The sequence below is a fragment of the Spirosoma daeguense genome (assembly GCF_054776875.1).
Genome location: NZ_BAAHBF010000008.1, coordinates 109,816 through 131,949, shown reverse-complemented (window position 1 = coordinate 131,949; position 22,134 = coordinate 109,816). Strand labels below are relative to the sequence as shown.

Here is a 22,134-nt window from a genome sequence, read left to right as displayed (position 1 = left end):
AATCGGAGCCACACTACTTTTGAACACGAGTTCCTGTCTTATGAACTCATAGATTAATAATGAAAAACCAGTATATCATTCTGGAAGCTCACTGCTTAAAGCACCTAATAGCGTCTGTTACCAGCCTAGAATCGGAAGGATATATTGTATTCGGAAGCCATTTCCTTCCTCATGTGTATCGATTAGGCGGAACCAGTTTTTATGTACAGGCCATGATACTGGCTTGATATAAATAGTGAAGTAGAGAATAGAGAACACCCTATTTTTTTTAAAGAGCGACTGATTACTTATATCAGGTTTGGCCACTATTTTGCCGTTTTTCGATTAAAATCTGTCGAATCACCTCCATGCTCTCACCTTTCCAATAAGAGTGCATCAGTCATGTGCCAACATATACACAACCTGTAGAACCATAATAGAACTTATTCAATCTCTTTGGCCACGACTGACAAGGGCAGATAACTATCTAAAAATTAGGTACATTATTTAGAAAAGCTATATAACAAAAAAGACTGCGCCCCCTCTGGTACAGCCTTTCAAAATCTCCCTAATAATAACTTAACGACTTATATACGTAGGCCGAAGGAACTTGGATTTCCTAGAAAGAAAAAAAAAGCTGAATCAACATGATACAGCCTTTCTAATATCTCTTTTTTAAAGTATTCCAAACCAATATACGTCACTTACCTTGACCTTGGATTTACCAACGAATACAAAAAATACTACCTCATCGAAAAATTTCTAATCTAAAATTTTAGTATTCCCATGATACGTACTGACTGCATAAGGTGGAGTCGTTTTAGATAACTATGGTTTACATCCCCGCTACGTTGGCTCTCGCTACGTCTCCTACATGAAGCAGGCTCCCATTCCACTGAACTGCTACATACACCACAAGCCGGGTAGGATAAATAACGGCTGTGAGGAGTGGGTGGATTTGATATTTTTAAGGAACAGAAAGGTACGATTGAACCATATATGAGTAGTATACAGTAAACTGACGAATTAGTCCTAAATTTCCGAACCTCTACATCCGTAAGCTTTGGAGGTTCTGGAAAACGATAAAAACTAAGTTTGCTCTTAACATGGCCTTATCCAGTCAGGCCACTAGTATTTATGTCTTGTAACTTGAATGGTAAAGAACTTTTGACTTATGATGTAATCATCATAGGTTCTGGGGCTGGTGGCGGCATGGCTGCCTACCAACTCACCAAAGCTGGCGCCAATGTCTGTCTTCTGGAAGCAGGAGGCTATTTCGACCCTGCTGATCCCAAGTATATTACGCAGCTTAAATGGCCTTACGAATCACCCCGGCGAGGTGCCAACACCGTTCGCCCATTCGGGGATTTCGATGCGGCCTGGGGGGGCTGGCAAATCGAAGGAGAGCCGTATTCCGCGCAATCGGGTACCGAATTCCATTGGTTTCGCTCACAAATGCTTGGAGGACGTACTAATCACTGGGGACGTATTTCGCTGCGATTCGGCCCCGATGATTTCCGACGATACAGTCTTTCAGGAATTGGTGCCGACTGGCCCATTGGCTACCAGGAAATGAAGCCTTATTATGATCGGGTGGATAAACTCATTGGCGTGTTTGGTACCAACGTCGGATTGCCGAATGAGCCCGATGGGCATTTTCTACCGCCCCCGAAACCTCGCCTGCACGAAATGCTGATTACCAAAGCAGCACGTAGCATCGGCGTCCCTGTATTCCCTTCTCGTTTGGCAGTACTAACCAAACCCATCAATGAGGAACGAGGAACCTGTTTTTATTGCGCCCAGTGTGGCCGGGCCTGCTCAGCTGCGGCCGATTTTTCATCGTCGTCGGCGCTGGTTATTCCGGCTATGAAAACCGGAAAGCTTACGCTCATCAATAATGCTATGGCCCGCGAGGTATTAACCGACCCACAAAGCGGCTTGTGTACAGGTGTATCTTATGTCGACAAGACTAGTTTACAGGAACGTACCGTTAAGGGCAAGATTGTGGTTGTAGCTGCCAGCACCTGTCAATCGGCCCGACTCCTGCTGAACTCGAAGTCTTCCCAATTTCAGCAGGGCCTGGCCAATGGTTCGGGCGTAGTTGGGAAGTACTTAAACGATTCAACCGGGGCTTCCATGTCGGGTTTTGTGCCCGCTCTGATGAACCGCAAACGATACAATGAAGATGGGGCTCAAAGTTGCCATATTTATACCCCTTGGTGGCTCGATAACAAAAAGCTGGATTTCCCACGTGGGTATCACATTGAATATGGGGGCGGTATGCGTATGCCCGATTATAACTTCATGAGTGGTATTGAAAACTATAATGGTCTTGTTGCCGATGCCAGTGGTAAAAAGAAAGAAGCTGGTGGGTATGGTACTGGTTTGAAGGATGATTACCTCCGATACTATGGTGCATTTGTTTCGATGGCAGGCCGGGGAGAACCTGTGCCGCTGGAAAGCAACTATTGTGAAATTGACCCAAATCGTGTCGATCAATATGGTATCCCTACGTTGCGGTTTCATTACAAGTGGTCGGAGCATGAGATAAAACAGGCCAAACACATGCAGCAGACCTTCGATGAAATTATTCACGCGATGGGTGGGCAGCGGGTTGGTCTGGCTCCCGGTGCGGATCGAAACTACGGATTGGAAGCTCCAGGCAAGATCATTCACGAAGCCGGAACAATTCGGATGGGGAACGATTCAAAAACCTCGGCGCTCAACCCATTTCAGCAAGCTCATGAGGTGAAAAATCTATTTGTCGTCGATGCGTCGGCGTTCCCATCACAGGGCGACAAAAATCTGACATGGACCATTCTGGCCACATCCATGCGTACCTCCGATTATATCATCGATCAAATCAAAAAGAAAGCCATATGAACCGCCGGGACATTCTAAAAGCAATTCCTCTTACTACGTTGAGCTTACCGGCCGCAGTTACGCCTGAGGCTCCCCCAACAGCTCCATTGCCAAAACCAGCGGTAACGGTATTCAAAAATGGTAAGTCGCCGGAAGAACAACGCAGAGACAGCGCTTTACAAACAGCAAAATTCCTGACGGCCCATGAGCTGGCTACCGTTACGTTGCTATGCGATATTATTCTGCCCGCCGATGCTCGCTCACCCAGTGCATCCCAAGTAGGTGTACCGCAGTTTATTGAGTTTATGTTAAAGGATCAGCCCGATATGCAGACACCTGTACGCGGAGGACTGAACTGGCTGGACCACGAATGCCGGAACCGCTTTGGGAAACCCTTTATGGAATGCGCTGCCCCGCAACGTATCGCCGTAGTGGATGACATCGCCTACCCAGCCAAAGCCAAGCCTGAATTTTCGCCCGGCGTAGCGTTCTTTTCGCGCATGCGCAACCTGACGGCAGCCGGATACTTCACCAGCAAGGCAGGTATTGCTACGTTAGGCTACATGGGAAATACTCCTCATCAGTGGGCCGGTCCGCCAAAGGACGTACTGGATCAGTTCGGCCTAAGCTTTGACTCCGATGTTCACTATGCGGATATGAGCTAATGCGCAATAACCCAGAAATGGCATGCCTCTTTTTCAACAATTGATACCTGGTTGGCCCCTTTTTTTAGGGCTTTTGCTGGCTAGAGAACAACCGAAAATGCCGATAGAGACACAACTAACTTTCGACGCTAAAGGTCATACGCTTAATAATAATCAGGCTTTTTCACCAGACGATCGCTGGATTGTCTATGATACACGTAACGTCGACACAGGCTTAGGACAAACTAGTTCCATTGAACTGGTTGACGTGACCACGAAAGAAATCCAATTGCTTTATCAAACTCCCAACCAGACCGAACATGGGCCGGGTGCGGGTGCTGTTACGTTCTCGCCCAAGGAACAAAAAGTTCTATTCTTACATGGGCTTAGGAACGCAAATGCCCGCTACCCATATTCCATGAGTCGGCGAACTGGTGTGCTGGTTGCTGTCGATCAGCCTCAGAAGCCCCATTTTTTGGATGGTCGATGCCTTACGGCTCCGTTTGTACCGGGTGCTTTACGCGGAGGAACACATGCACATCAGTGGAGTGGCGATGGACAGCGAATCAGCTTTACCTATAATGACGAAGTTCTGGAGCGGCTTTCTCAAACGAATCCAGCCGTAAAAGACCTTCGGACCGTTGGTGTTTTAACGCCAGCCCATTCCGTAAAGGTACATGACGCTAATGATACGGACTGTTTTGATGGCGAGTGGTTTGCTACCATTATTGCTCAGGTCACTGAACAGCCCAAAGCCGGTAGTGACGAGATTGAGCGAGCATTTGACGAAACCTGGATCGGCAATAACGGATACCGTAAAGCCGATGGTAACTGGCAAAAACGGGCCATAGCCTTTCAGGGAAATGTCCGAACTAAGGAAAATCAACTCGTTACGGAAGTGTTTGTGGTCGATTTGCCCGAAGACCTGACCCAGGCCGATCCAGGCAAACCGCTGGAAGGTACCGCAACGACCCGCCCGAACCCACCCGCAGGTGTTAAACAACGTCGGGTTACCTTCACGAAAAACGGAATTGAAGGCCCTCGGCACTGGTTACGCAGCTTGCCCGACGGTTCCTTAATTGGTTTCTTGGCAAAAGACGCTGCTGGTCATATTCAGCTCTTTGGGGTTTCGCCCAATGGTGGTTCAATTCGGCAACTAACTCACCAACCGTTCTCGATCCAAACAACATTCAACTTCAGCCCAGATGGAAAACAGGTTGCTTATGCGGCTGATAACAGCATTTTCGTGAGTGATTTGATTAGTGGAGAATTCCATCGTCTTACTACCCGTTCGACCGATGAACAGCGACCAATTAATGGCGTAGTGTGGTCCAACAAAGGAGATCGAATTGTTTACAATCGCTACGTATCAACCGATGCCGGGCGTTATATACAGCTGTTTCAGCTAACGGGGCTTTAAGACTCTCAGCTTCATTAGTCAGTGTGATTATTTCAGACAGAATGACTATCTGGCTCCTCTAGTAACGGATTGCCAGATGGTCAATTTTTCTTCACACGGCAACGGTTATGAATGCCAACGATGCTCTATTTACATGGGATGTTATCAGGCGTTAGGGAACCAATTAACAATCTTTTGGGTGAGAACTATAAACTTGTTCATTCTCTTAGGTAGCATAATATGGAAATTGGCATTGATAGCTTCGCATCAGCGATGTATGGTACAAATACGTTAAGCAGCGTGGACGCAATGGAGCAATTGCTCGAAAGGATTGCTTTTGCCGATGAAGTCGGCCTTAACGTATTTGGAATTGGGGAACATCACAAGAAAGAATTTTTGGATTCAGCAACTGCCGTGATTTTGGCGGCAGCGGCAGCACGTACCAAGCAAATACGACTTGCCAGTGCAGTAACTGTGCTGAGTGCGGCAGATCCTGTGCGAGTTTATCAAAGCTTTGCTACGCTGGATCTTATATCCAAAGGCCGGGCGGAACTGGTAGTTGGCCGTGGTTCATCGGTCGAAGCGTTTCCTTTGTTTGGGTTTAGCCTTTCTGATTATGATGCATTATTTCAGGAAAAGCTGGACTTATTGCTCAAGATTCGCGACGAAGAGTTTATTAATTGGTCAGGCAAATTCCGGCCCAAGCTGGTAAACCAACCCATTTACCCAAGAGCATTACAGGCGAAGTTACCCGTTTGGCTGGGTGTAGGCGGCACACCAGATTCCTTTATCCGGGCGGGTATGTTAGGGTTGCCGCTTATGGTGGCTGTCATTGGCGGGGAAACGCATCGCTTTCGGCCATTGATCGATTTATATCGCAAAGCAGGAGCTGCTGCCGGTTTTTCGCCTGATCAGTTAAAAGTAGGATTACATTCGCCTGGCTACGTTGCAGCTACGAATGAACAGGCCATTGCCGACTATTATCCGGGTTACGCTGAGCTATGGACCAAATTAGGACGAGAACGAGGCTGGCCGCCAGTAACAAGACAGCAATTCGACGGCTTAATTTCGCCTGCGGGTGTATTGGTAGTTGGCGGACCTGAGCGGGTAGTTGAAAAACTGATTCACCATAGCGAAGCACTGGGTGGAGTTGATCGGTTTACCTTTCAGATGGATAACGCCGGACTAACCCATGCACAATTGATGAAGTCCATTGAATTAATTGGCACGAAGGTTATTCCCCTTCTGAAAGCTCAATAACGATTGAGATTAGGTCAATAACTAAAAGACTATGGGCGAAAAGCTCGCAGGTTTGAACGCGATTGAAATTCGTAGTTTCGGCTAAAACCACCAGAAAGGAAATCACTGAAAATGGGGCATTTCAGAATAAAAATCTGACCCCCGTTTAGATGTTCTTCGCGATGATCTAGAGTCTGTTTAAACTCAGCAGCTACCCCTTCCCTATGCGCTTAAAATCAATGTCACTCATTTGCCTGCTTATGGGGTTCATCACCTCACCTGTATTGGCAGACCCACCTCTTAAAAATTACCTGGCCGCGTTGAATTCGCCTATTCTGTTTCGTGGCGATGATGGTACGGCCTATCGCGATCCGGCCTTTTTATATCATCAGGATAGTCTTTACGTATTTTTCACGCTGGTACGCACGGAGGAAGAAAACAAAATTTACTCCTACGTTGCCATGAGCCAGACCAAAGACCTCAAAAACTGGACACCCATCCGCATTTTAACCGCCCGCGATCAACGACTTGATTATAGCAGTCCCGGTAACGTAGTACGGCAGGGCAACGAATGGGTTTTGTGTCTGCAAACTTACCCCCGCCCCAACTATACGGCAGATCAAAAACCTCGATATGGCAACGGTGATGCGCGAATTTTTACGATGCGCAGTCGGGATTTACGCCATTGGAGTAGTCCGGAATTGCTTCGGGTAAAAGGCCCTGACGTAGTAGAGAAAGAGATGGGCCGCATGATCGACCCGTATCTGGTAGCCGATAAAGACGTATCGGGAAAATGGTGGTGCTTCTATAAACAAAATGGCGTCAGCATGTCGAGCTCGACTGATTTGCGAAACTGGACGTTCGTGGGTCATACTGAATCCGGCGAAAATGCCTGCGTTTTAGTCGAAAATAACCAGTACATTTTGATGCATTCGCCGAAAAATGGGATCGGCTTAAAACGCTCAGCCGATTTAAAAAACTGGCAGGATTGGGGCGAACTGATTACACTCGGGCAATCGGACTGGAACTGGGCCAAAGGCAGAATAACAGGTGGTGCTGTTCTAAATCTGAAACATATTCCTGCGTTTGGCAAATACGTCATGCTCTTTCACGGTTCAGGCCCACAAACTGAAGATGGTGGTGATTTCGACAAAAATGCCTCGCTAGGTATTGCCTGGAGCGACGATCTACAGCACTGGCAATGGCCAACGCAACGCCATTAAACGACTATTACGTATCAGCTATATGGTCTAATCATAAAACGAATCTGCTACGTATCGCTCCTACTGTTATGGTCTGAAATTCAGCACTTCTCTATCTGCTTAAAGAAATTGACTTAGATAATAAACAACATCTCAAACACTATATTAAAATTTAATTAATGAAAGGTTGCTTCGCATAGCTAGAATCTGTAATATGGTTGAGGAACTGTTTCGCTCATTCTCAACATGATACAGCCTTACCCCTTCTTTTTGTTGCGCCGTCCGGCATATCCAACCACTTACCTTACCCAGTTTTACCAACAACTCGAATCGCAATCGCTCCAAACGGCTTTATTGGCCTGGTACCAGAATCCACTGGTGCAGCAAGCTATCTACGTTGCATCGCAACCGCTTTACGAACGCTGCCAGCGTTGGCTGTTGGGGGAGCCAATACCTGAACAGGAAAAGCTACTCATTACGTTGCACAAATACCTGATCCGGATGTGTACGCGCTGTACGCCCTATGGCCATTTTGCAGGTTGTGCACTCGGCACTGTTGGCAACAAAACAATTCTTGAACCCAGCCCCGAACAAACGTATCAGCATGTTCGCCCTGATTTTGAGTCGTTATTATTTCTGAAAGAGGAGCTACTACGTATACCCGCCATTCGGAATCAGCTTCGGCTTTACCCAAATTCGTCGTTTTATCCGGTTGGCGATGCGTTGCGCTACGTAGAACAGCAGCGCGAGAACAATCAGCGACAGTATTTTATCAGTTCGGTGAGCGTCGATACGCACCTGACAGCCTTGTTTGCGCGGGCTCAGCAGGGTGCTACGTTGCCCGAATTAACCGACTTATTAATCCGCGCAGGCGCTGAGTCAGATGTTGCCAGCGATTATCTGGAACAATTGCTCGATAGTCAATTACTGGTTTATGAAATCGAACCAAACGTAATTGGCGACAGCTACTATAGTCTGCTGCTCGAACGACTTTCGGACATAAAAGGAATTGATACGTTGCTTGAATCGCTACGTAGCATTGAGCAAGCCTTGAAGCAATCTGACGAACGCATGAACGGTTATCAGGCTATCCGGGCGTTTTTCGAAACGAACAACCTCCAGCCTGCCGGTGCCGATGTTGTGCAGGTCGATACGTTCTTTCCCGCCGATACGTATCAACTCAACCAGTGGGTAATCCGAACTATTCAACGCCAGTTTGAGTCGCTGATGGTGCTCAACCAACCGTATCAATCGCCCGATCTACAGGAGTTTAAACGCCGATTCTACGACCGTTACGAACACGAAGAAGTGCCCCTCGCCTACGCACTTGATCATGAAAGTGGCGTTGGGTATGGAAACCTGTTCGACCTTGGTGTGGGCTATTCTCCACTCATTGACAGCCTGACGCTTCCGTCTGCTACGTCGGATACCGATCCGCTGGGCTGGAACTGGTGGCAGTCGTTTGTCCTGGGTAAATATGCCGATGCGCTACGTCACAATCGTTCGGAAGTAACGTTGACCGACGCCGATTTAAAGACGATTCAGGCACACACACAACCCGAAACTCCACCCAGCGGCTTTTTCCTTTTCGGAACGTTGCTCGCTAACGATACCGATGCTATTGATCGGGGTGAGTTCAGGTTCAATCTGTTATCGGGGCGTGGGCCTTCGGCGGTAAATTTGATGAGTCGTTTTTGCGAAGGAAATCCTGAATTAGCCACACAGATACGGCAATGCGCACTCGACGAAGAGCAACATAACCCCGACGTTATCATTGCCGAGATTGTTCATTTCCCGGATTCACGAGCAGGGAATATTCTTACCCGGCCCAGTCTGCACACCTACGAAATTCCGTATATGGGTAAGGCATCGGTACCACTTGAAAACCAGATTCTTCTTACCGATTTAGTAGTATCGGTACATAACGATCAGTTGGTGCTACGTTCGAAACGACTCAATAAACGGGTGATTCCACGCCTGTCGAGCGCGCATAATTTCCAGCATGGTCTGCCCATTTATCGTTTCCTCTGCGATTTACAATATCAGGATTCCCATTTGAATGTGCAGTGGAATTGGGGCCAGCTTAGCCAGCAAACCTACCTACCGCGCGTTTGCTATCGAAACATCATTGTGAGTCGGGCAACCTGGCTTCTGCAACGTAGTGATTTACCGCCCAATAAGCTGGATGAATGGCCTGATTTGCTGGTAGCAAAAGGAATGCCCGAGCAGTTTGTCATTACCGTTGGCGATAACGAACTGTTGCTCAATACGCGGGTGCCTGATACGTTGCGATTGCTCGATCAGGAGCTTCGGAAACAACTTTCGGTGCGGGTTACTGAGTTTCTGGCAGGTTCAGGTAATTGCCCGGTCGGAAAGGCTGGTGCTACGTTTACCCACGAGCTGATTCTGCCGTTTCAGAATACCACAGCCCCGGCTATTCAGCCGTTTACGACACGAATGGACGAATTGCCGCAACGTCGATTTTCAGTAGGTAGCGAATGGCTGTATCTGAAGATTTACACGGGCGAAAAAGTGGCCGATACGTTGCTGGTGCAGGATTTATATCCAACCGTGAAACAGTTATTGAGTACGCAGATTATCAATCAGTTTCACTTTGTCCGATATAAAGATTCCGATACGCATTTGCGACTCCGGTTTCGGGGAAATCCGCACGTTGAGTTTTATCACTACGTTATTCGGGCGGTCGAACGAGCACTGCATCCGCATGTGCAAACGGGCGAAGTGCATAAAATTCAGACCGATACGTATCAGCGGGAGTTAGAACGCTACGGTATGCACCGAATTGAATCCTGCGAAGCGTTGTTTCATCATGATAGTCTGTCGACACTTCAATTTCTGGCGCAAACCGGCGAAACCTTCGATGAGAATCTGCGGTTCGGCTTTGCCATTCACAAGATCGACGCGCTATTACGTCATACGCAACGTAGCAACGACGCTATGTATCGGTTAATCAGCGACTTGAAAGAACGATTCTTTGAGGAATTCAATGGCGACTCAACGCTACGTCAGCAACTGAACGAACGGTATCGAACGTATCGACCGTTGATCGAGCAGGCACTGAGTCGCCCGTTTCCGCTCCTCGACGGGCAGGAAAACTGGATGTCTCAGCAACAAGAATTGCTTCTCCACATAAGTGAATCTACGCCTGACGTAACCCAGTTGAACCCCATTGTGAACAGTCTGATTCACATGAGTGTTAATCGGCTTTTCCCGTCGAAACAACGGGCTTATGAACTGGTATTATATCACTGTCTGGCCAAGCATTACGATTCGGTACGTTCGCGGTTGGCGCAAACCAATACCAACATTACAAGTAATGCCTAAGCTACATGTGCTACGCCTGTTTGCCGCCCCGTTGAATAACCATCACGACCAGATCCTGCCAGGTGAGGTTGATCAGGTCAGTTAAGGATATTCTATATAATTGCGATACCTGTTGCAATACCATAAGCGACAGTTCAGTACGTCCGGTTTCTTTTTTGCTGTAGGCCGCCTGACTTACGCCAATCTGAAAGGCAACATATTCCTGCGGATAGCCATGAACTTCGCGGAGTTTGCGGATTTTGGTGGCGAACGTTTCCATATCGTTTCTCTTCTTTTGCGTTGAAATACTTGTACAAAAGAACACTGCCGAACGTAGCGTTAAAAATTATTTCGACCGATGCTGCGTCCTTTTCGACCAATGCGTAAAAATGAGGGCCGGACACACTACTATCATCCATTCGTCTGGTGATTACACAAAAATCCCCATTCTGAATCGTTGGATACGGTTTCAGAATGGGGATTTTCAGCGAGTCTTACAAACAGTGATTTCTCAGCGATTCGGCTGTACCACCTGCTGAGATTCTGTTTTCAGACGGGTAACTTCCTGTTCCAGACTGCTGGCTTTGAAGTAGAAATACAAGCCTGCAATCAGGAATATTTTAGACAAAACGAATACCGCAATAAAGGCCGCTTTCCAGTGCTTATGCACCCGAATATGCGTATCATCAACTTCTACATTGACATAATTTGATTCACGTTCCTGAGACGTTCTTGACTTTTTAGTCGATTCCTCAGGTTCGACCCACTTCTGAATATCCGTTTCAAGAAGTTTGATCTCTAGTTTTTCCCGGATGGCTGGCGGTGGCGGAACGGCATTACGCATAAAAAATTCCTCCATATCGAGTTCAATTTCATTCAATTGCGCCAGCACCTCGTTATCCGTAGCCAGTAGGTGTTCAACCTCCTGTTTCTCCGATTCAGTAGCTAAACCAAGTAAATAGGCTTCAAGAACGCCCTCGGTCAAATATTGATAGTTTTTCAAAGTCAAGTTTATTTTGAGGTGCGGTGTTGCTTAAAGTAGGTGGAGAGCGTTTTCATAACATCCGCCGAGGGAAGCTTTAATTTTTCTGCAATTTCCGGAATGGAATAGCCCTGATAAAACGATAACTCAAACACAAGCTTACCCAAATCATCACTGACGGTTAAGGCATCGATGGCGAACGTCTTAATTAAATGGGCGGGCCTGGCTTCAAGCGCTTTATTTCTGGCCAAACGAATCAATTTGCCGTTTGCAGCGATAGGGTCCTGCGCGTATGATTTTACCTCTTCAGAAGAAAACAGGTCGACAAGTACCTTCTGCGCCAACGCTTGTTCAGGTATGATTTGCAAAATGACCCCATAGGCCAGCGAACTGTACCGATCGTATAAAGAAAGAAGCGAATCGTCAGCATTGTTTTTTATTCTTGCCGGCGGGCTACCTACTTGTTTTAAAGACTCCATTCTTATTCAATCATAATAGTTTATAAATAATTCATAATCTATTCCCCTAAAGATATAGACTTGAATTTACTACAGGAAATTTGATGGATTTAGCTCAATGTATTAATTATAGCTGTTCAATACATTAAAAGCGTACAATCTTGAAAAGAAGGAAAAAAGGAGTTTCACTTCGAAGAGGATGTTGAGGCTTATCTAACAGCTAAGTTACAACACTTAATGGTTAAGTAAATCGAAAATATAGCATTTTATTTTCATAAGCGACTCTCAGTCAGTAATAAACCCACCAAAACGTGTGTAACTCTCCAAACAACGTTGCTTTTTCGGTTCACTTTTATTCGTCCGGCATTGCCTGATTTTTACAGAACAAACACACTAAAACTAAAGAATTGGGCAGAACCCTCTGCCAAAGGTTCTGCCCAATTACTGAATTACCAACTCTAAACTCACTTCGTCAAATTCATTGAAATACCAACAAAAACGGTACGATAGGCTGGTGGCCGAACTTCGTAGCGGGAAGCACCATCGGGCGAATAACGGTAACCAAACACGTTACGACTGCCCAATACGTTGTCGATGGTTGTGTAAAGCACTACGTAGTTGCGTTTGAAGAAAAATAGCTTGCTGATCGACACACTCAGATTTTGATACGTCGGAAGCCGGTCGCCCAGAAATTCGGATGATTCATGCGCATAGAACGGGCGTCCGCTGGCAATCCGATACGTAGCACCTAACGATAGGCCGGGTTTCGAGAGATAGTGTTTATACACGAAGCTCAGGTTGTGTGTCGATGCGTAGGTAGGCATGGCCGATGCCAGAAAGTTGCCAGCTAGTCGGCGCGTGTCGAGCAATGAATAGGCAACCCAGAAATCGCCGTATTTAATAGATGTTTTATCGCGGAAGAAGACATCGATACCACGGGCGTAACCATAACCACTGTTGTTGGTCGTGGCCGACATTGGCCGGTATGGGTCTGGATCATAACCGGGCAGGTTAGTTTCGCGAACGAGCTGGTCATATTGTTTGTGATACGCTTCAACCCGGAACGTGCGGTCGTTGTGCATGTATTGGTAATTCAGAATCAGGTGCGTAGCTTCTTCGAAATTCAGGTTCTGATTGCGATAGAGATAACCTTTATCTGGGGTTTGATAAAACTGACCTGCCGCCAGCGATACCTGTCCATGTGCACCAACCTGATACGACATCGACAAACGGGGGGCCAGATTCGAGCGACCGATTGCTTTCGAGTGTTCGGCACGTAGTCCGGCACGTACCGCCAGCTTTGTTCCGATATAAAATTCACCTTCGGCAAAGCCCGCTGTGTACGTATCTTCGAGCGAGAATGTTTTGGTAATCAGCTCGTTCATTACGTTCACATAGTGCACTTCGCCCCCAATCATGATTGAATTATTGCCTTTCAGGAATCGGGTCAATACGGTACGGTACTGAACTCGGCGGTCGTAACGATCAAGCGTTTTGGCATCTGCTACGTTGATATAATCGTAATTGTAGTTGTACGAAAATCCGGCTTTGATCATCCATTTGCCATCACCCAGCATGTGCTGATACGAATTAGTGGTGAAGTAGTTTTTGTTACGTAGCTGAAAAAGGTAAATGTCATCGGGTTTCTGGAATGTGGGCAGGTTTGTTGCCGACGAACTTCCGCTGGCGAGCCCGTAGAGTTTCAACGTACCGTGTTTCCCGACTTTCTCCCGCACTTCGAGCGAACCGTCTAACCCTTCCGGCGACTGCACCCAATTTACATTCTGACGGAGTAATTTAAAGTACGGCCCCATATTCGTATATGAAATCCGGCCAACTATAGAACCCTGGTGCGTATAGGAAACAGCCGCATTGGCCGGATTCAGGTCAATCATCCATTTATTTTCCGAACTACGTTTATCCTGTGTTTCAAGAAGCAATACGCTCGATAATGCCTGTCCATACTGGGCCGAATAACCGCCCGTACTGAACGACGTTCCTTTGAACATACCCGGTGTAAATCGACCACGCTGAGCAATGTCGGGAATACTGCTGTAGAATGGATTCTGCACCATCATTCCATCGATAAGCGTCGTAGTTTCGCTGGCCGAGCCACCCCGTACAAATAACCCTTCCTGCTCCCCTACCCGTTGGGTTCCGGGCAGCATCTGTAACGCACTTGTAATGTCGGCGGCTGCACCGGCAGTTGTCACAATGTCGAGCGGTTTGAGCATCACCATCCGTTTTTCGTCACTGGCGTCGAACGAACCAGCCGAGATTGTCACCATGCTGAGCGTATTCACTACGTCGGGCAACGTAATGGTCAGCGTCAACGTATCGCCAGCCAGACTAACGGGTTTTTCTACCTGCGTGTACCCTACCGATGATGTCACCAACGTCTGTGAACCCACCTGCGACGACCGGAACATAAACCGCCCCGACGTATCGGACGAAGCCCCATCGAAGACCGTAGCCAGATAGACATTAGCACCCGGAACGGGCTGATGTTTTTTATCGAGAACAGTGCCCCGGATTACGGTGCTACGTGTCGGGACAGTGGGGGGAGCATCCTGACCATACGTAGTGGCGGCCAGCAACATCAGGGGGAAAAGTAGTGACGATTTCATGACGGCAGAGAGTTTTTGTTCGAGTTGATGGACCAAAACTATCGCCGTGGGGAGGGGGTAATCCAGCTAATTCGGGCGAACCCAAATGGAGCGTGTATGAACCTTATTTTTCGTGTCATGAACCTGATATGGGCGGTATGACCGAAAAAAAAAGGCGGATGAACCCCCAATATGCTGTAATGGAATAGACTATAACCTGAGGTTTTTGATAGCCGCTACGCCACCGCCCACCTTTGTTTCAGTAATCGGGCACACGAAAGCGAGCACCAACCCAACGCTTCTCTTTCGCACAATCCGACGAACCAACGCCGATTGTAGTCATGACACAATACAGCAAGGGAGGCCGCCGAAAATCCCGTCCAGAGTAGGCAAACAACCAATAACTTTTCTGAAGCCATGAAAATTTCACGTCTCTCTAACAATGCCGACAATCGCCACATCGTAGCTGCTGGTTGCTGCTGCAACTGTAACACCTGTACCTGCTGCTGCTGGGGTATCTTCGAAGCAGAAGCTTCTATTACCAATTAGTCAACTCCATGGCGGACGGGGATCGCAAAAGCCCGTCCGCCATTCTTCTGTTCATCGATCTAAACGCTTTCAATCATGCTTCACCACTTCGACATCTACGAGGACAAGAAAAACGGAGTCTTTCAGGTACGTACCAAAACCGATGTGTATGCCATCGAATTTCAGGATGAGCAAAAAGCGGCTCTGTTTATTGACCTCGCCGGTCTATTGCAGAAAGACCCCGACCAGCCGTTATCGGCACTGGTTCGGAAACTGGAACGTACTTACCCGAAAGAGAAAATTTTCGACGTATTGCAGGAACTGGACGCCAACAATTTCCTGTCGTTCGAAAACGCCCGCGACCTGGCCCAAACGCTCAATATCAAGAAAGACAATCCATATAGCATTGATCTCTCCAAAGCACCTGTCATTACGTTCGTAGGCGACAAATCGCTGGGGCAGCTTTTCCAGAAAAAAGCAGGTCAGTACGGCTTCGATCAGGTACGGTTGTTCACCGCCATTGCCGAAGCCGACGAAACACAGCTTCGGACGGTGTTGCAGGAAAGCGATTTTCTGGTCGTCGATGGCCATCACTGGAACCCGTTCTTTCTGGAGCAGTTCAACGAGCTGGCCGTGGAAGCCAACAAACCCTGGCTCTACATTGGTGGACTGGAAGCGTCCAATTTAAAAGTAGGCCCTATTTTCTGGGGCGAAGAATGCGGTTGCTACAACTGCCTGAAGCTGCGGCTCAAAAGCCACGACAACTTTCTGGTTTACTCAGAGGAATATGAAAATCATTTACGCGAAAATCGCCTGACAGCCAAGCCTGACCGACTGCCCGGCTATGATATGCTGATCGACATGATGGCGAACTACGCCGTACTGGAAACCAGCAAGTTCCTGCATTGCTGGAGCATTCCCGAAACATGGAAAGCCTACGTCAGCGTCGATATTTTCAGCTATCGAATCACCAAGCACCACCTGCTTAAAGTACCCTTCTGTGAAGTCTGTCAGCCTGAACTGGCTTACTCGCCTGCTCCCTGGTTAGAACCCGTTACCCTGAACTAAGCCATGAACGTCATCGATACCAACCTCAACAAGGCGCTGAAAGCCATCTCATCGGAAGTCGGGATTCTCTCGCGCATTACCCGCATGCCCGTACTCAACCACGATCCGAATCTCATCAGTTACGGCATCTGGCCGGGACGTACCAAGGAACTGGGTGGCGAAGAATTCGGCGGACGTAGCAGCGGCTGCGGTTCCGGGTGGCAGGATGCGTTTATGGGTACCGTGGGTGAAACCGTAGAGCGTTATGCCTGTGCGTTTTACAACCTCAACGAATCCGTAAAAGCAACCTACAATACGCTGGATAAACCGGCAGTCCATCCCGATGAATTTGCCCTGTTCCACCCGAAGCAACACGCTTTTTATCAGGAACGGAAAGCGCCGATTATCCCGTTCACGGCCGATACTGAACTGCACTGGTTTCCGATGACGGATCTGACTACGGGACAGGATAGCTGGTGCCCCGGCAGCATGATTTACCTACCCTGGACCGTTGAACCGACCTGGGTCAATGCCAATACGTCGACCGGGTTGGCGGCTCATACCAACCGCTACAAAGCCATGCTGACGGGTCTTTACGAAGTGATCGAACGCGATAGTTTTGTTCTCACCTGGTCGCAGAAAATTGTGCCGCCGAAAATTCGGATTTCGAGCGAGATTCAGCAGTATATCGACCAGAATTTCCCGACACGTTACGAATGGCACTTCTTCGATATTACGTACGATATCAACATACCGAGTGTATTCGGCATATGCTTCGGCGAAGCTGAGTTTGGAAAATTTGTCGCCGTTGGTACGTCGACCCGCGCTACGTATGGACAGGCGTTGCAGAAAGTGGTGAAAGAGATTGGGCAGGGCGTTACGTATTTCCGTTACCTGCTAGGCGAAAAGAAAAACTGGCAACCGACCGACAACTACAACCAGCTTCAGAGTTTCGAAGATCACTCGATTTTCTACGTAAAACGCCCCGACATGTGGCACGTATTCGATGCGTACCGGGCGGCTTCGGAAACGAAAGACATTGATCTTCACGAAAAACCGACCCGCACCGATACCGAAGAGGTGCGCTACGTAGTACAGGCGCTCAAAAACGCGGGTTGCAACGTACTGTTCAAAGATATTTCAACGGCCGACATTCGGCAACTGGGCTTCTACAGCATCAAGATTTTTGTGCCGCAACTGCTGGCGCTGGCCGGAGCCTATCCGTTCTACTACCACGGCGGTAAGCGGTTGTATGAGGTGCCAAAAAAGATGGGCTATACCTCCCACGACTACGACGGGCTCAACAAGTTCCCCCACCCTTTCCCTTAGAGGCTACTACGTCCGCTGTTGCCGAAGTCTTCCAAACTTTTTCCGATACGTACCATGAAACGATTAGCCAACCCCAAGCAGGCCCTCGACACCATCGAACGCGGCATGTATGGTTTAAAAAATATACAGGATTCGCTGGCCCTGCTTTATCACCAGAACAGCAAACTCACCAAGTTCGACCAGATTCGGCTGGCACACAGCGTACGGAGCTTTTTCAGCCCTTACGTAACCCAGCGGGCGGTGCAGCCATACAAAGTTTACCCTGGTCGAGAGGTCATTTCACTGGCCGATTATAAAGAGATTCCGGCACCGCAAATCGACTTTTTCGATCTGGTGAAAGGTCGGCAGAGCGTTCGCGACTACGAGCCGGGTTATCAACTGTCGCTCAACGAGTTGTTTGTGCTGCTCAATTATGCGTATGGTATCAATCGGAAGGAGCCTATTTCGGACGGCAACGGCACGATGTCGTTTCGGTACACGCCTTCACCGGGAGGACTTTATCCGCTCGAAATCTACGTATTGCTGTTGCACAGCCACGTTAAACCCGGCTTGTATCACTTCCGGCCCGACACCATAGAACTCGAACTGCTGAAGGAAGGCAATATGCTGGCCGATGTAAAATCGATCATTCAGGCGGAGCCTTACATCAACATCAACAACGCGTCGGCACTGGTGTTCACCACAGGCATTTACGAACGGGTGATGATTAAATACGGCGACCGTGGTTACCGTTTCCTACTGCACGAATCGGGTTTTGTGGGCCTGATGATGACACTGCTCAACGAATCGCTCGGACTAGGTTCGTGCATGGTTGGCGGTTACGAAGACGATAAAGTGAACCAGTTTCTGGGCGTCAATGGTGTTTTTGAAACGGTTCAGAACATTCTCATCATGGGCAAAAAGCCCCAAAATCCTGGCTGCCATGTTCCCAATCAATAGTGAACACCTGAATTTCAGCGCTGGTGGTCGTCAGTTGCTCAAAGACGTATCGCTTCAGATCAACGATGGCGAAACGGTGGCACTGCTCGGCCAGAACGGAGCGGGTAAATCGACGCTGTTATCGGTACTCCTCGGCGACATAAAACCCGACAGCGGTAGTGTTACGTTCGGCGGCCAAACGTTCGAACAGGTACGCGGTCAGATTGGGGTAGTATACGATCAGATTCCATCCTTCGGGCTGATGAAAGTGAAGGAAATTCTGGACTACTTCTCTTCGATTTACGGGCTGTATTACAAACAGGAAACAGAACTGCTCGACCTGTTGGGACTAGAACCGTTGCTCGACAAATTTCTGCGGGTACTCTCACAGGGTGAACGCCGGAAAGTGGGGTTATTCCTGGGATTGATGCACCGCCCGGAACTGCTCATTCTCGACGAATCGACCGCCGATCTGGACCCCAATATGCGCGATATTCTCTGGACACGGGTGTTCCGTCGCTACTGTCGGACAATCCTGTTCACGACGCACGACTGGCAGGAAGCCGAAACCCGCGCTGACCGGATTTTCTTCATGCATCAGGGAAACCTATTGCTGGCCGATACGCCCCGCAATCTGCTCTCGACGCAGTACATCCGGGCCGAAAAGAAAATCATTCTGAGCAAAAGTGAGGTCAACGTCGATCTGCTCGAAAACGAATTATACGTAGAAGACGACAATTCGTACCACGTCTTTGTCTCTGATCTTCAGGGCTTTTTCGGCAAAGTAAAAGGTCGCACGCCCAACTTCTCGTTTGCGCCCAAACGCCTTCAGGACGTTTACCAGTATTTAATCAACGCCTAATCGTCAACGCCATGCTACGTACCCTTCGCCTATCCATTTTCTACCAGTTGCTCATGTCGTTACGCATGAAGCAGGCGCTGTTCTTCACCTTGTTTTTCCCAAATTTTCTGTTTGTCCTGTTCGGCAATCTGTGGGGCGCTGGTAACCCCGAATACATTCCATTTATTCTGACCGGAATTTTAGGCATGACAGCCGCTACAGAAGGAATTTTCGCCATCGGGCCAGCCGTGAAAGACTACTCCAGTTCAGGTATTCTGCGCTACTTCAAAAAGCTCCCGTTCTCCGTTCTGACCCACTTTACCGGACTGATTGTCAGTCAGCTTATCATGCTCCTGATTGCTACGTTGCTACTGCTGATAACCGCCTTTGTAGCATTCGGCATGGCCATCACCCCCGAATTGCTGGGGCACGTAGCAGTAGGCGTATCGGCTGGCGTAGTTGTGTTTGGCTTTATCGGGCTGGCGACGGCTTTTCTGACGATAAAAGACGGTTCCGGCGGAAGCCAGAAAGGTGGGCCAGCCAGCTTCATCTACTACATCGTGGTGTTTCTGAGCAACGCCTTCTACCCCATCGCCGACATTAACGTAGTGTTTGAAACCGCTAGTTACTGGTCGCCAATGAACCCGGTTTTGAATCTGCTACGTGATGAGTCTGTGGCCTGGGCACCGCTGATTTTCTGGCTGGTTGTGGGGATTGGTCTGTTTCTGTACCAGTTCCGTCGATTCACCTCAACCCGCTGATTATCATGGAAACGCTTTATTTTCCGCTCACTATTCTGGTGCTGATGATTGTCCACGAATCGGGGCACGTAGGCGCTGCCAAGTTGCTGGGATTGCGCGTTACGTCGATTGGCTTCGAGATGAAACCCATTCCGCATCCGGCAGTAGCTATCAAGTGGAGTACCGACCGGCCTAAGGTGTTGACTTTCTTTCTAGCGGGCATTACGATGACAACGCTTCAGTTTGGGTTCATGCTAACGAATCGTTTCTTCGATCAGCCGATGATTTATTTCGCCTTCTGCGCCCAGTTAATTCTGGAAACCAACCCGTTCTACTCCGATTTTACGCTGGCTCAACGCTTTCTGGAATACCCACGCCGAACTGTCTATACGTTCAGTCTGGCCTGGTACATCCATATTTCGCTCTGGACGGCACTCATCGTGATCCTGCTTAGCAAACGCTATCTGTACGGATTGCTTTTCTTCTCCAACTAAATCAGTATCAATCATGAACGTAGTTAAAATCTTGCTGGGCGGCTGGTGTGCAGTAGCCCTGAGCAGCGGCTTCATGCCCACCGATGATACGCCCTGGATTCGCTACCACCTCGAAACGGCTCCGTCTCGCTCGCAGGTCGACGCAGAGAAAACCCTAGGCGAAGCACTACGTACCAGCAATCCGCGTCTGTTCGATCAGTTACGTCAGTCGCTACGTCAGACGCCGAATGCCTACACCACGTACTGGACCAATTACGCTACGTTATACGAGTCGATTTATTACCTGCAAAAAGGCGATAAAGAACAGGCCGAAAAGGTGATTATGAGCTGTGTGCGACTGGCCGAAGAACAACCGCCCCGCACCTCGGAAGATTACGCACTGCTGGCCTATCTGCAAAGTTATGCCATCCAGTTTCGCTACGGCCTGAGTGCGGGCATGGCGGCCTCGAAAGTGAAACGTAACGCCAACGAAGCCCTCAAACTCGACCCTAAAAATCCACGTGCTTACTACGTATTGGGCAGTAACGATTTCTACACACCCGCTCGCTATGGCGGAGGGAAAACTGCCGAAAGTTATTTGCTAAAGGTGTTGACGCTGCCCGAGCAGTCTATGAAAAATCCCCAGGCTCCGGCCTGGGGTAGAGAAAATGCCTACGAGTTGCTGATCCGGCTGTATGTGCGCGAAAAAAAGCTCGCTCAAGCCAAGTCGTATTACGCCAAAGCCAAGCAACTCTACCCCGACAATTATGCCTTAAAAACGCTGGCAAAACAGGTTAACGCCTGATAACACCAGGTTATAAAACACAACCTCACGTTGTTGAGAACCAAGCTTACCGCGTTCAATTTTGTTCAGTAAAATCAATTAATCAAACTCTAAACACAAACAAATCATGAAACGGATTACACTTACACTTACCCTCGTTGTGGCCCTGTTCTCGGCCAGCTTTGCCCAGCAAAATGCAGAACTTACCGAAACGGTTGCCAAGTTCAACAAAGCCCAGTCGTTCGACGATGTAAAGTCGGTTGGCAACGATTTCGAACGGGTCAGTTTGAAAGACAAACAAAACTGGCTCGCAGCGTATTACACCTCGCTGGTGAACCTGATTGCCGCCTTCTCGGAGAAAGTACCTGCTCAGAAAGATGCGCTGCTCGACAAGGCTGATACGTATCTGACCCAGGCTGCTACGTTGCAACCCAACAACGACGAAGTAGAAATTCTACGCGCCAACATCGCCAACGCCCGCATCTCGGTTGACCCGAAAAATCGCTGGGAGAAATACGGTGAAATCTTCAGCAATAGTATGAACGCTGCCAAGAAAATCAACCCCAACAATCCTCGTCTGAACTTGTTGGCTGCCCAGAGCATTTATTACACACCAAAAGAATACGGTGGAGGTAAAGACAAAGCCCTTCCGTTGGTGAAGAAGTCGCTGACACAATTCGCCAGCTTCAAACCTGCTTCGCCCGAATATCCAACCTGGGGAGAGCCTCGCGCGAAAGAACTGCTGGCAGCCTGCGAAAAGAAATAGACAAATGTAAGGG

General features: G+C 48.4%; 18 protein-coding genes. 14 read left to right on the top strand and 4 right to left on the bottom strand.

Going from position 1 to position 22,134, the window contains the following annotated elements:
• Window positions 1-1,116: 1,116 nt before the first annotated feature.
• The 6 genes from ACYVD4_RS24525 (at window position 1,117) to ACYVD4_RS24500 (ending at window position 10,670) form a co-directional block, all read left to right on the top strand.
• Window positions 1,117-2,862: a GMC oxidoreductase gene (locus tag ACYVD4_RS24525; protein ID WP_460950223.1), complete on the top strand. Its 1,746-nt coding sequence runs from the start codon at window positions 1,117-1,119 to the stop codon at window positions 2,860-2,862.
• Complete coding sequence (locus ACYVD4_RS24520) at window positions 2,859-3,506, top strand: gluconate 2-dehydrogenase subunit 3 family protein (protein ID WP_460950222.1); 648 nt, start codon at window positions 2,859-2,861, stop codon at window positions 3,504-3,506. Before ACYVD4_RS24525 ends, ACYVD4_RS24520 begins: the two co-directional genes overlap by 4 nt.
• Before the next feature lie 97 nt (window positions 3,507-3,603).
• Window positions 3,604-4,905: a DUF3748 domain-containing protein gene (locus ACYVD4_RS24515; protein ID WP_460950221.1), complete on the top strand. Its 1,302-nt coding sequence runs from the start codon at window positions 3,604-3,606 to the stop codon at window positions 4,903-4,905.
• Between the two features lie 219 nt (window positions 4,906-5,124).
• The gene (locus tag ACYVD4_RS24510) at window positions 5,125-6,144 is read left to right on the top strand and encodes an LLM class flavin-dependent oxidoreductase (RefSeq protein WP_460950220.1); all 1,020 of its coding nucleotides are present in this window, start codon (window positions 5,125-5,127) and stop codon (window positions 6,142-6,144) included.
• Between the two features lie 203 nt (window positions 6,145-6,347).
• Window positions 6,348-7,346, top strand: coding sequence for a glycoside hydrolase family protein (locus tag ACYVD4_RS24505; protein ID WP_460950218.1), 999 nt, complete (start codon window positions 6,348-6,350; stop codon window positions 7,344-7,346).
• A gap of 225 nt (window positions 7,347-7,571) precedes the next feature.
• Window positions 7,572-10,670 carry a lantibiotic dehydratase gene (locus ACYVD4_RS24500; protein WP_460950217.1) on the top strand — a complete coding sequence of 1,033 codons (3,099 nt, stop codon included), beginning with the start codon at window positions 7,572-7,574 and terminating at the stop codon, window positions 10,668-10,670.
• A 10-nt stretch (window positions 10,671-10,680) separates the two neighbouring features.
• Here the strand turns inward: ACYVD4_RS24500 and ACYVD4_RS24495 are convergent, their stop codons facing one another.
• From ACYVD4_RS24495 to ACYVD4_RS24480, 4 genes are all read right to left on the bottom strand, one after another.
• Entirely contained in the window at window positions 10,681-10,929 is a 249-nt protein-coding gene (locus ACYVD4_RS24495; protein ID WP_460950215.1) for a helix-turn-helix domain-containing protein, read from the bottom strand.
• 231 nt (window positions 10,930-11,160) lie between these two features.
• Entirely contained in the window at window positions 11,161-11,652 is a 492-nt protein-coding gene (locus ACYVD4_RS24490; RefSeq protein WP_460950213.1) for a hypothetical protein, read from the bottom strand.
• An 8-nt stretch (window positions 11,653-11,660) separates the two neighbouring features.
• A complete protein-coding gene (locus ACYVD4_RS24485) occupies window positions 11,661-12,110 on the bottom strand; it encodes a hypothetical protein (RefSeq protein WP_460950212.1) in 450 nt (149 codons plus the stop codon).
• Window positions 12,111-12,553: 443 nt separating this feature from the next.
• On the bottom strand, window positions 12,554-14,716 hold the full coding sequence (locus ACYVD4_RS24480) for a TonB-dependent receptor (RefSeq protein ID WP_460950211.1): 2,163 nt from the start codon (window positions 14,714-14,716) through the stop codon (window positions 12,554-12,556).
• Window positions 14,717-15,319: 603 nt separating this feature from the next.
• On the opposite strand from ACYVD4_RS24480, the gene ACYVD4_RS24475 reads away from it, so the two are divergent.
• The 8 genes from ACYVD4_RS24475 to ACYVD4_RS24440 all read left to right on the top strand — a co-directional run bounded on the left by ACYVD4_RS24475 (window position 15,320) and on the right by ACYVD4_RS24440 (window position 22,121).
• A complete protein-coding gene (locus ACYVD4_RS24475; RefSeq protein WP_460950209.1) occupies window positions 15,320-16,291 on the top strand; it encodes a TOMM precursor leader peptide-binding protein in 972 nt (323 codons plus the stop codon).
• Window positions 16,292-16,294: 3 nt separating this feature from the next.
• Complete coding sequence (locus ACYVD4_RS24470; protein WP_460950207.1) at window positions 16,295-17,599, top strand: YcaO-like family protein; 1,305 nt, start codon at window positions 16,295-16,297, stop codon at window positions 17,597-17,599.
• 54 nt (window positions 17,600-17,653) lie between these two features.
• A complete protein-coding gene (locus ACYVD4_RS24465) occupies window positions 17,654-18,538 on the top strand; it encodes a SagB family peptide dehydrogenase (RefSeq protein ID WP_460950206.1) in 885 nt (294 codons plus the stop codon).
• Window positions 18,522-19,379 (top strand): ABC transporter ATP-binding protein, encoded by an 858-nt coding sequence (locus ACYVD4_RS24460; RefSeq protein ID WP_460950205.1) that lies wholly within the window; start codon window positions 18,522-18,524, stop codon window positions 19,377-19,379. The genes ACYVD4_RS24465 and ACYVD4_RS24460 overlap by 17 nt, the downstream gene beginning before the upstream one ends.
• An 11-nt stretch (window positions 19,380-19,390) precedes the next feature.
• On the top strand, window positions 19,391-20,119 hold the full coding sequence (locus ACYVD4_RS24455) for an ABC transporter permease (protein ID WP_460950203.1): 729 nt from the start codon (window positions 19,391-19,393) through the stop codon (window positions 20,117-20,119).
• A 5-nt stretch (window positions 20,120-20,124) separates the two neighbouring features.
• Complete coding sequence (locus tag ACYVD4_RS24450) at window positions 20,125-20,592, top strand: hypothetical protein (RefSeq protein WP_460950201.1); 468 nt, start codon at window positions 20,125-20,127, stop codon at window positions 20,590-20,592.
• A gap of 13 nt (window positions 20,593-20,605) precedes the next feature.
• The gene (locus tag ACYVD4_RS24445; protein ID WP_460950199.1) at window positions 20,606-21,376 is read left to right on the top strand and encodes a tetratricopeptide repeat protein; all 771 of its coding nucleotides are present in this window, start codon (window positions 20,606-20,608) and stop codon (window positions 21,374-21,376) included.
• A gap of 106 nt (window positions 21,377-21,482) precedes the next feature.
• Window positions 21,483-22,121 carry a hypothetical protein gene (locus ACYVD4_RS24440; RefSeq protein ID WP_460950198.1) on the top strand — a complete coding sequence of 213 codons (639 nt, stop codon included), beginning with the start codon at window positions 21,483-21,485 and terminating at the stop codon, window positions 22,119-22,121.
• Window positions 22,122-22,134 lie beyond the last annotated feature (13 nt).

Bases quoted from the DNA above. Each gene is read 5' to 3' on its own strand.
- ACYVD4_RS24525 (WP_460950223.1), top strand. From the start codon at position 1,117: ATGTCTTGTAACTTGAATGGTAAAGAACTTTTGACTTATGATGTAATC.
- ACYVD4_RS24520 (WP_460950222.1), top strand. From the start codon at position 2,859: ATGAACCGCCGGGACATTCTAAAAGCAATTCCTCTTACTACGTTGAGC.
- ACYVD4_RS24515 (WP_460950221.1), top strand. From the start codon at position 3,604: ATGCCGATAGAGACACAACTAACTTTCGACGCTAAAGGTCATACGCTT.
- ACYVD4_RS24510 (WP_460950220.1), top strand. From the start codon at position 5,125: ATGGAAATTGGCATTGATAGCTTCGCATCAGCGATGTATGGTACAAAT.
- ACYVD4_RS24505 (WP_460950218.1), top strand. From the start codon at position 6,348: ATGCGCTTAAAATCAATGTCACTCATTTGCCTGCTTATGGGGTTCATC.
- ACYVD4_RS24500 (WP_460950217.1), top strand. From the start codon at position 7,572: ATGATACAGCCTTACCCCTTCTTTTTGTTGCGCCGTCCGGCATATCCA.
- ACYVD4_RS24495 (WP_460950215.1), bottom strand. From the start codon at position 10,929: ATGGAAACGTTCGCCACCAAAATCCGCAAACTCCGCGAAGTTCATGGC.
- ACYVD4_RS24485 (WP_460950212.1), bottom strand. From the start codon at position 12,110: ATGGAGTCTTTAAAACAAGTAGGTAGCCCGCCGGCAAGAATAAAAAAC.
- ACYVD4_RS24480 (WP_460950211.1), bottom strand. From the start codon at position 14,716: ATGAAATCGTCACTACTTTTCCCCCTGATGTTGCTGGCCGCCACTACG.
- ACYVD4_RS24475 (WP_460950209.1), top strand. From the start codon at position 15,320: ATGCTTCACCACTTCGACATCTACGAGGACAAGAAAAACGGAGTCTTT.
- ACYVD4_RS24470 (WP_460950207.1), top strand. From the start codon at position 16,295: ATGAACGTCATCGATACCAACCTCAACAAGGCGCTGAAAGCCATCTCA.
- ACYVD4_RS24465 (WP_460950206.1), top strand. From the start codon at position 17,654: ATGAAACGATTAGCCAACCCCAAGCAGGCCCTCGACACCATCGAACGC.
- ACYVD4_RS24460 (WP_460950205.1), top strand. From the start codon at position 18,522: ATGTTCCCAATCAATAGTGAACACCTGAATTTCAGCGCTGGTGGTCGT.
- ACYVD4_RS24455 (WP_460950203.1), top strand. From the start codon at position 19,391: ATGCTACGTACCCTTCGCCTATCCATTTTCTACCAGTTGCTCATGTCG.
- ACYVD4_RS24450 (WP_460950201.1), top strand. From the start codon at position 20,125: ATGGAAACGCTTTATTTTCCGCTCACTATTCTGGTGCTGATGATTGTC.
- ACYVD4_RS24445 (WP_460950199.1), top strand. From the start codon at position 20,606: ATGAACGTAGTTAAAATCTTGCTGGGCGGCTGGTGTGCAGTAGCCCTG.
- ACYVD4_RS24440 (WP_460950198.1), top strand. From the start codon at position 21,483: ATGAAACGGATTACACTTACACTTACCCTCGTTGTGGCCCTGTTCTCG.